Below are 11,181 nucleotides of genomic sequence, written 5' to 3'. Positions count from 1 at the left end.
CGACAACCGCCGCAACGGATCACCAACCAACCCCACCAACACCCGCTCAAAACGCCCCACCAACGCCTCAACACCGCCCACATCAAACACATCGGCGTCGTATTCGACGCGCAACCCGAGTTCCCGACCGGGCGACACTTGCACGGCGAGCGGATAGTGGGTGTACTCACGCGTAATGAATTCGTCGACGGCCAAGTCATTTTCGGCGACCAGTGTGGCCGCGTCGATGGGGTAGTTCTCGTAGACGAGCAAGGTGTCGAACAATTGGTCGTGCCCGGTGAGGCGGTGAACCTCGGTCAGCGCCAGATGCTGATGATCCAGCGTGTTGTTGTGAGCGTTTTGCAGCTGCTCAAGCAGCTCGGCGGCGCTCGTCGCGGCCGTGAGCGTCGCGCGTACCGGCACGGTATTCAGCAATAAGCCGACCATCGACTCGGCACCGGCCAGCTCGGTCGGGCGCCCCGAGACCGCGGTGCCGAAGACGACATCGTGTTGGCCGGTCAGCGAGCTCAAAATCTGCGCCCAAGCGGCCTGCAGCACCGTGTTGACGGTGGTGTGACGTGCGCGCGCCAACTCAGTGAGCGCCCCGGTGACCTGTTCGGAGAGCTGATGCCTGATCGCGCCTCGGGCGCCTACGGTCGGTCGTGCGGGCGGACCCACCAGAGTGGGGGTTTCGAACCCGGCCAGCATTTCACCCCATGCCGCGCGGGCAGCATCCAAGTCCCTGTCGGCCAGCCAGCTGACGAACCTACGATACGGAACAGGCGGGGGTAGCGGCTGGCGGTAATACCCGGCGAAGATCTCGCCCAGCACGATCGGCAGCGACCAGCCATCCATCACGATGTGGTGATTGGTCAGCACCAAACGGTGCCGATCAGGTGCGGTGCGGATCAGCATCACCCGGAACGCCGGCTGCTCAGTCAGATCGCCTACCGCGGCGCGTTCAGCGGCGCAGGCACTTTGGAGCTGCTCCTCGATGTCGACGACGTCGGTGCTCAAATCAACGTAACGCCAGAGCAATTCGGGATCGGTCTCAATGATCTGCACCGGCTCGTCAGGCCGGTCACAAAAACGGGCCACCAAGTTCGGATGCCGAGCGAGCACCATGTGCACCGCCTCACGCAGCCGCAGTGCATCGAGCGGGCCGGAGATGCCGAAGACCAGCTGCACCGCATACGCGTCATCGCCGTCGGACTGCGCGGTGCCGGCGTGAAACATCAGCCCTTGCTGCAACGGGGTCAACGGCAACACATCCGCCACCGCATACTGCAGGCACAGTTCATCGAGTTCGGGCTGGCTCAACCGGGCAGGAACGATATCGGTGGGTGTCAATCCGCCCCCACCGGCGCGCACAACCGCAGCGATACCGCCCAGCGCCTCAAACCACAACCGCGCCAACCGGTTTACCTGCGTCTGATCCAGCACCGAGGGCGCCCACGTCCAATTGGCCTGCAGCCGCGGGCCATCGACAGTGTCAGCCGTGGCGGCGTTGAGCTCGACGGTGTGCATCAACGACATCGGGATCGCCGCGGATGCACCGGTCAACGCCAAGCCCTCGGCGGAAATGCGCCAGAGGTCATCGGAGACCTCCCCCGCCGCCACGCCCAGCCTGCCCAAATAGTTGAACCCGATCACCGGATCGGCCCCGTCGAGATCGACATCGGGGTTCAGATATCGCAACAACCCGTAAGTCATCGCGTCGGGCAGGGCGCGCAGTTGTTCCTTGGCGTTTTTGACCAGGGCGCCCACCACCGGGTCACCGGCGATCACCTGCGCCCACTCCAGCCCGCCGATACTCAGTGCCACTGGATACTTGGTGGTGAACCAGCCCACCGTGCGCGACAGGTCGACCCCGTCGGCCAGTTCCTCATCGCGGCCGTGGCCCTCCACATCGATAGCAACCGGCGTTGCGGTTGTGCCAAGGAACTCCGCGATGGCCATGCCGAATGCAATCAACAGGATGTCGTGGATACCGGCGTGAAAAGCTGCCGGCACCTCGCTGAGCAGCATCCGGGTCGTGTCGGCGTCCAACTGCGCGGCCCAATGCCCGGCTGTGACGAACGTGTCGCTGGGCTGCACCGCCGGCAGGGCGGCCGGGGTCGCTGTCACCTGGCGCCACGCCTCGGCATGGCCGACAACCTCAGGGGTGCGCGCGCGGTCGGCCAGCAGCGTCGACCACCGCGCAAACGACGTCCCACCAGCCGGCAGCGCAATGGGCTGTCTGCCGTGGTGCTGGACCCAGGCAATGTTGAGGTCTTCCAACAGGATTCGCCACGACACTCCGTCCACCGCCAAGTGGTGGATGATAAGTACCAGTTGCCCGGTGGGGGCCACCCACAGCGCGCTGAGCATCACGCCGGCGGCCGGGTTCAACCGCGATCGCGCCGCGGCCACCGCCGCATCATCGAGAGTCTCCACGGTGTACACAAGGTCACCGGCCTGCACCGCCCCGGCCTCGGGCACGTGCAGCGCCCAGCCCCCAGCGGTGTCATCGTCGACGCGCAGGCGCAACATGGCGTGGCGATCGAGCAGTGCCTGCACCAGCACGACCGCGTCCGACCGGCTGACTCCAGCCGGGGCTTGCACCACCATCGTCTGGTTGAACTCGTCTGTCGGGCCACCCACACCGGCCAGCCATCGCATGATCGGGGTCGCAACCGCCGTCCCAAGACCTTCGTCGATGACGCCGGCAGCATTGTCGGACACCTCGACCACCCGTGCCAGCCGGGCCACCGTCTGCTCGGTGAACACATCACGCGGTCGACACAACAGACCTGCAGCCCGGGCCCGGGCCACCACCTGCATCGACAAAATGCTGTCGCCGCCTAGCTCGAAGAACGAATCATCTAGCCCAATCCGCTCAAGCCCGAGGATTTGGGCATAGATGCCGGCCAGGATCTCCTCGACAGCACTCTCGGGTGCGCGGTAGCGAAGATCATCGGTGTAGTCCGGTGCCGGGAGGGCACGCTTGTCCAGCTTGCCGTTGACGGTCAACGGCAACGCATCCAGCAACACCACCGCGGTCGGCACCATGTACCCCGGCAACCGCTCACTCAATGCCGCGCGGACACCAGTCGTGTCCACCGCCCCGCTCGCCGACTCGGTGACATACCCGACCAGACGTTTGTCGCCGGGGCGGTCCTCGCGGACGATCACCGCCGCGTGCTCCACGCCGTCGGAATCGGCAAGCGCCGCTTGGACTTCGCCGAGCTCGATGCGATAGCCGCGGACCTTGACCTGCTCATCAGCCCGGCCCACATAGCGCAGCTCGCCGCCGGGAGCCCACGAGACCAGATCCCCGGTGCGGTACATCCGCGCCCCGGGCGCCCCGTACGGACACGCGACAAATCGCGACGATGTCAACGGACCCCGGCCCACGTACCCCTCGGCTACGCCGGCGCCGGCCACATACAATTCCCCGACCACACCGGCGGGTACCGCACGCAACCACCTGTCCAGCACAAAGAAACCAAGATGTGCCAACGGTACTCCAATGGGGCTAACAGGGCTGGCGAGGTCGGCGGCGACGATCTTCCGGAAGGAGGCATGCACCGTCGTCTCGGTGATGCCATACATATTGATCAAACGCGGCAGGCCCGGGTGATTGTCCAACCAGCTCTCAAGACGCTGGGGTTCTAGCGCCTCCCCGCCAAACACCACGATCTGCAACTTGAGCTCACCGTTCACTTCAGGTGACTGCGACGCGCTCAGATCGAGCCAGCGTGTCACCTGGCGTTCCCACGCCGTGATTGAAGTCTCCGACCAATGTTGCGCGTCAACGGTTTGCAGCGCATAAAACGCCGACGGGGTCTGACTCAATACAGTGACCTGCTCAGCGACCAGCATGGCGTGCAGTTCTTCAGGTGAACGGACCACCTCATCGGGCACCACCACCAGCCGGCCGCCAGTGAGCAGCGCACCCCAGATCTCCCACACCGAAAAGTCGAAGGCCAAGGAATGGCACTGCGACCACACCTGTTCTCGCAGTTCTAGTTCCGCGTCCAGGGATTCCAGCAGCCGGGTCACGTTGCGGTGCGCCACGGCCACGCCCTTCGGCGTTCCGGTGGTGCCGGAGGTATAGATCAAGTAGGCAATGTCATCCGGCGCGGGAGCGAATGTCGACAGTGGCGTGCGGGGCTGGACGTTCAAAGCCGCGTCGTCGACATCGATCGCCAGCAAGTCACACCCGTCGAGCCTTGAGCGGAAGCCCGGAGTCGTGAGCGCCGCGACCGGCGCTGCATCGGCGATCATGAACTCCATTCGCGCTCTCGGCAGAGTCGGATCAATTGGCAGATACGCCGCGCCGGTTTTCAGCACCGCTAGCATCGCCACGACCGCCTCGGCCGAGCGCGATAACAGCATCGCCACGCACTGGCCCGAGCCCACACCATTTGCGGACAGCAGGTGAGCTAACCGGTTGGCCGCGTCCTCGAGTTCCCGGTACGTCATCGAGAAGCCCTCGGAGACAACCGCTACGGCTTCGGGTGCACGGGCCATCTGCATGGCGAACACCTCCGGTATCGACACCTGGGGCGGCGCCGGGCGAGACAACTCGGCGCGATTGCCGATTTCATCCAGGCGGGAATGCTCACCCTCATCCAGCAGATCCACAGATGACAGCGGCCGAGTGGACTCGGAGGTCATCGCCACCAACACCCGCTCAAGCCGCTCGACAAGCGCCTGAATGGTGTCCGCGTCAAACACGTCAGTGCGAAATTCGACATCCCCGCCGATCCCGGCGGACTCACCAGCCTCGGTCCAGCGCTCTCCAAGATGGAACGCCAGATCCGCACGGGCGGTGTGGGTCTCCAACGGAAGCGGCGTGACCTCTAAGTCATCCGATGCCAGCTTGACATCGGCGTTTTTCTGACCCGCAAGGTTCTGCCAGGCCAGCAGCACCTGAACCAGAGGATGATGAGCCAGGGACCGAGCCGGCTTAAGCCGCTCTACCAGCAGCTCGAATGGCACGTCCTGATGCTCGTAGGCGGCCAGGCTGCGCGTGCGCACCTGAGTCAGCAGTTCGGCGACGCTGGGATCGCCGGCTAGATCAACCCTCAACACCAGGGTGTTGACGAAAAAGCCAACCAGCTCGTTGAGGGCGGGGTCGCGGCGCCCCGCGATAATGAAGCCCACCGCCACCTCCGGGCTGTTGCTGATCTTCGACAGCAATGCCACTAAGGCGGCTTGAACCACCATGAAACTGGTTGAATTGTGCTCACGGGCCAGTCGAGCCACCCGCAGCTGCAACTCCGCCGACCAATCGACCACCACCCGCGCGCCGCGGTAATCGGCGATCGGTGGATAAGGCCGATCGGTAGGAAGCACCAGCCGCTCGGGCATCCCAGCCAAGGCCTGCTCCCAGTAGGCCAGCTGCGCGCCGATGCGGCTATGGGGATCGGCGAGATCACCGAACTGCGCGCGCTGCCATAGCGTGTAATCGACATACTGCACCGCCAACGGCACCCAATTGGGCGCCCGGTCTGCGCATCGACTGGCATAGGCCAGCCGCAAATCACCAAGCAGCGGGGCGATTGACATCCCGTCGGCGGCTATATGGTGCACCGCGGCCGCCAGCACATGCTCCTTCTCGCTAATGCGGAAAAGCTTGGCCCGCAACGGAATCTGGGTGGCCAGATCGAACGGCTCACCCACCACAGCATCGACAGCTTCACTCAACCGTTGGTCCGGCCAGCCGTCGGCGTCGGCGACATCCCATCCGAAGTCGGCCCGGTCGACCGGAACCACCACCTGCTGCGGGATTCCTTCGGGCGCCGCGAACAGGGTGCGCAGGCTTTCATGGCGGCCCACCACATCAGCCAGCGCCGCGCCCAAAGCGGCCGCATCCAGGCGCCCGTTCAGGCGCCAAGCCACCGCCATGTTGTAAACCGCGGAAGGTCCCTGCAATTGATCGAGGAACCACAACCGATGCTGGCCAAATGACAACGGCACCACCGCCGGACGCGCACCTGCCACCAACGGCGCCAACCCTCCCACCTCGGCGCCAATTCGCGGTGCGAGCTCGGCCACCGTCGGTGCCTCGAAGACCGCACGCACCGCAAGGTGGCCGCCCAAGCTGGTGTTGACTGCGGCGATTAATCGCATCGCCGACAGCGAATCGCCGCCCAGCGCGAAGAATGAGTCATCGACCCCGACGCGGTCCACACCAAGCACCTGGGCATAGATCCCTGCCAAAATCTCCTCGGTGAGGGTGGCCGGGGCGCGGTAGCCTTCGACGTCGGCGTACTCCGGTGCAGGCAGTGCGCGCTTGTCGAGCTTGCCATTGACGGTCAGGGGCAACGCGTCGAGCACCACTACCGCGGTAGGAATCATGTAGCCAGGCAACCGGTTACCGAGTCGCTGGAGGATCTCGGCCGGGTCGGCCGTGCCGGTGATGTAGCCGACCAGACGCTTGTCGCCGGGGCGGTCTTCACGCGCGATCACGACCGCCTGCTCCACCCCGTCCTGGGCATTCAACGCAGCCTGGGTCTCGCCGAGTTCGATGCGATATCCACGGATCTTGACCTGCTCATCAGCCCGGCCCACATAATCGAGCTGCCCATCGGCGTTCCACGCCACCAGATCGCCGCTGCGATACATGCGTTGCCCGGGCGCCCCGTACGGACACCCCACGAACCGTGAGGCGGTCAAGCCGGCGCGTCCGACATAGCCCTCGGCCAGGCCTGCACCGGCGACATACAACTCGCCCACCACGCCGGTGGGCACTGGGCGCAACCAGCCATCGAGCACGAAAAATCCCAAGTGCGATAAAGGAACCCCGATTGGGGACACCGCATTGTCGATATCGGCGGCGAGGATCTCGCGGACTGAGGCATGCACCGTGGTTTCGGTGATGCCATACATATTGAGCAGACGCGGCAACCCTGGATGACGACCCAGCCATCCTCCAATTCGAGCCGGTTCCAACGCCTCCCCACCGAAGACGACCGTCTCCAACTTGAGCTGATCAGCCACCTCCGGAGCCAGCCCGTCTGCAGTCTGCAGGGCATAGAAGGCCGATGGGGTCTGGCTGAGCACGCCGACCTGCTCGGCGACCAACAGCGTGTGCAGCTCTTCGGGGGAGCGCACCACCGCATCGGGGACCATCACCAGTCGCCCGCCGCTCAGCAGTGCACCGAAGATCTCCCACACTGAAACGTCGAACGCCAACGAATGACATTGCGACCAAACCGCCGGCGCAGGCACGTCAGGCTCCAACGCCTCCAGCAGCCGAATAACGTTGCGGTGCGCGACCGCGACACCCTTCGGAACGCCGGTGGTGCCCGAGGTGTAGATCAGGTAGGCGATGTCGTCCGGAGACGGCGGCAACAGCGCTATGCCGGGCTGGGTATCGATGGCGGGGTCGTCGATATCGATGACCATGATCTCTTGCTTGGCCAGCCGCGGTTGCAATTCGGCGGTGGTCAGCGCGGCGATCGGAGCTGCGTCGGCGAGTACGAACCCGATGCGGACATCGGGATGGGCCGGGTCGAGCGGCACATATGCTGCCCCGGCCTTGAGCACCGCCAGGATCGCCGCGACCGCGTCGGCCGAACGCTCCACCAAAAGCGCCACCCGATCACCCGCACGCACCCCGCGAGCAATCAGCAGGTGCGCCAACCGATTCGATGCCTCATCAAGCTCACGGTAGGACACCGATCGGCCGCCGCAGCTAATCGCCACGGCTTGGGGAGCCTTGGCCACCTGTATTGCGAACAGCATAAGAATCGACACCGGAGTGAGCGTCCGTGCGGTCAAGGCCGCTCGGTTGCCCACCTCATACAGTCTGTCGCGCTCAGCCACATCGAGCATGTCGATCGATGACAACGGACGTGACGGATAGGCCGTCATCGCGACCATCACCCGCTCGAATCGCTTGATCAGCGCTTCGATGCTGCCCGCATCGAATTCGTCAGTGTCGTATTCGATGCGCAGCCCCAACTCACGGCCTGGTGCGGCTTGCATCGCGAACGAGTAGTGGTTGTATTCGCGGGTGGCGAATTCGGTGATGGTCAACTCGCCGTCGCCTGACAACTCGGCGGTGTCAACCGGGTAGTTCTCGTAGACGAACAACGTGTCGAACAACTGGTCGTTACCGGTGAGGCGATGAATCTCCGGCAGCGCCATGTGCTGGTGATCCAAAGTCCGGTACTGAGCGGCCTGCAGTTGCTCGAGCAGCTCAGTGGTGGTGGTGGATGCGGTGAGAGCTGCGCGCACCGGCACGGTGTTGATCAACAGCCCGACCATCGACTCCGCACCGACCACCTCGGTCGGGCGTCCGGACACCACGGTGCCGAACACCACATCCTGATGGCCGGTCAACGAACTCAGCAGTTGCGCGAACGCGGCTTGCAACACTGTGCTGACGGTCGTTTCATGTGTGCGGGCCAACTCGGCAAGCCCCCGAGTGGTTTGCTCAGATACTCTGCAGGAGAATGCTTTTCGCTTGCCTAGCCCCAGTCGGTCCGGTCGGCCCACGAGGGTCGGGGTATCGAACCCGGCCAACACCTCGCGCCAGGCCGTGCGGGCGGCGTCGGGGTCGCGTTCGGCCAGCCAGCTGACAAATCGGCGGTACGGAATGGGCGGTTGCAACGGCTGGCGGTAATAGCCGGTGAAGATTTCACCCAGCAGGATCGGCAGCGACCAGCCGTCCATCACGATGTGGTGATTCGTAAGCACAAACCGGTGCAGCTCTGGTCCAGTGCGGATCAGCGTCACCCGGAAGGGCAACTGGGTGGCGAGGTCACCTACCGCCGCGCGCTCAGCCGCATATACCGCTTCGACCCGATCCTCGATACCGTCGGCGCCGTGCACGCTCAAATCTACTTCTCGCCAGGGCAATTCGGGATTTGCCTCGATGACTTGTACCGGCTCGTCGAACCGGTCCCAGAATCGGGCAACCAGATGAGGATGGCGGCTGACCACGGTGTACACCGCCTCGCGCAGCCGCTGTGTATCCAGGGCGCCGGCGATCGTGATATCCAGCTGCACCGCATATACGTCATCACTGTTGTCGCGGTCGGTGCCGGCGTGGAACAGCAGCCCCTGCTGCAGCGGAGTCAACGGCAACACATCCATGATCCGGTGCTGCTGCTCGAGTTCGTCGATATCCTTCTGGCTCAACCGGGCCGGGACGATATCCGAGGGGCTCAACCCGCCCCCGCCGGCGCGCACATACGCGCAGATCCCGGCCAGGGCGTCGAACCACAACCGGCTCAACCGGTCCATGCGCGCGTGGTCGAGCGCCGATTGCGCCCAGGTCCAGTTCGCGTGCAACTGCGGCCCGGTTTCGGTGTCGGCGGTGGCGGCGTTGAGTTCCACCGTGTGCATCAAGGGCATCGGGATCACCGCCGCCGCACCGGTCAACGCCAGCCCCTCCGGCGAAACCCGCCACAGGTCCTCGGAAACCTCTCCCGCCGCCGCGCCCAACCGACCGAGATAGTTGAACCCGATCGCCGGATCTGACCCGGTCAACTCGATGTCGGGGTTCAGATACCGCAACAACCCGTAGGTCACACCGTCGGGGTGAGCGCGCAATTGCTCCTTGACGTCCTTGAGCACCGCCCCTAGCCCGGGCCCACCGGAAATCACTTGCGCCCAAGACAACCCGCCCACCCTTAGGGCCACTGGATACTTGGTGGTGAACCAGCCGACCGTGCGGGTCAAATCAACCCCGGCGGCCACCTCCTCCTGACGGCCGTGGCCCTCCACATCGATGCTGATCGGCGACCCGCCCGTGCCCAGGAACTCCGCGCACGCCAAGCCGAGCGCAATCAACAAGATGTCTTGCACCCCGGCATGGAACGCCGCCGGCACCTCACCCAGAAGCATCCGGGTGGTCTCGCAATCCAGGTCCACCGACAAGTTTCCTGCGGTGGTGAACGTGTCCACACCGGGTTGCACCGCCGGCAACACCGCGGGAATCGCCGTCACCTGTCGCCACGCGTCGGCCTGGGCAACCACCTCGGGCGCATCGGCGTACTCGGCCAGCAGCGTCGACCACCGAGCGAAAGACGTCCCGCCCGCGGGCAGCGCGATCGGCTGCCCACTGTGATGCTGGGCCCAAGCGATATTCAAGTCTTCCAACAAGATTCGCCACGACACCCCATCCACCGCCAGATGGTGAATGATCAACACCAACTGATCGGCAGGGGCCACCCACAGCGCACTGAGCATCGCCCCGGCCGCCGGGTTCAACCGCGACCGCGCCGCCACCACGGCATCGTCATCAAGCGCATCGACGACCTGCACACAACCGGCGGCCGCTACCGAACCGGCCTCGGGCACCGTCAGCGCCCACCCCCCGGCGCCGTCCTCGGCGACACGCACCCGCAACATGGCATGCCGATCCAACAGGGCCTGCACCAGCACCACCACATCGGCGTGCGTCGCCCCGTCCGGGGCCTGAACAACCATCGTCTGATTGAACTGGTCGACCTCGCCGTCCACACTGGCCAGCCAGCCCATGATCGGGGTCGCCACCACCGACCCCAGACCCTCATCGAGGATGCCCTCGGCGCTGTCAGCCACCTCGACAACTCGAGCCAACCTGGCCACCGTCTGCTCGACGAACACATCACGGGGGCGACACACCAAACCCGCCGCCCGCGCCCGCGCCACCACCTGCATCGACAAAATGCTGTCCCCACCCAGCGCGAAGAACGACTCGTCAACCCCGACCCGCTGTAGTCCGAGGACTTGGGCGTAGATGCCAGTCAGGATTTCTTCGACCGCGCTTTCGGGCGGGCGGTAGCGATCGGTATCGGTGTATTCCGGTGACGGCAGGGCGCGGGTGTCGAGCTTGCCGTTGACCGTCAACGGCAACGACTCCAGCACCACCACCGCGGTCGGCACCATATAACCCGGCAATCGCTTATTCAGCTGAGCCCGCAGCGCGGCGGGATCAGCAGTGCCGGTGGCCGATTCGGTGATATAGCCGACCAGACGCTTATCACCGGGGCGGTCCTCACGGGCAATCACCACCGCCTGCTGAACTCCATCAAGGGCACTCAGCGCGGCTTGCACCTCGCCCAGCTCGATGCGATAGCCGCGGATCTTGACCTGCTCATCAGCACGACCCACATACCGCAGCTGCCCATCGGCACCCCAAGCCATCAGATCCCCGGTGCGATACATGCGCTGCTCGGGTGCCCCGAACGGACACGCCACGAACCGCGAGGCGCTCAA

General features: G+C 64.9%; 1 protein-coding gene. It reads right to left on the bottom strand.

What is annotated here, in order from left to right; all coding sequences use genetic code 11:
• Positions 1–11,181, bottom strand: an 11,181-nt coding sequence (locus ACIA48_RS30195; RefSeq protein ID WP_396739992.1) for an amino acid adenylation domain-containing protein, incomplete at both ends; no start/stop codon positions are given.

Source organism: Mycobacterium sp. NPDC051804 (assembly GCF_044452905.1).
GTDB lineage: Bacteria > Actinomycetota > Actinomycetes > Mycobacteriales > Mycobacteriaceae > Mycobacterium.
This window is presented reverse-complemented; position numbering and strand designations above follow the sequence as displayed.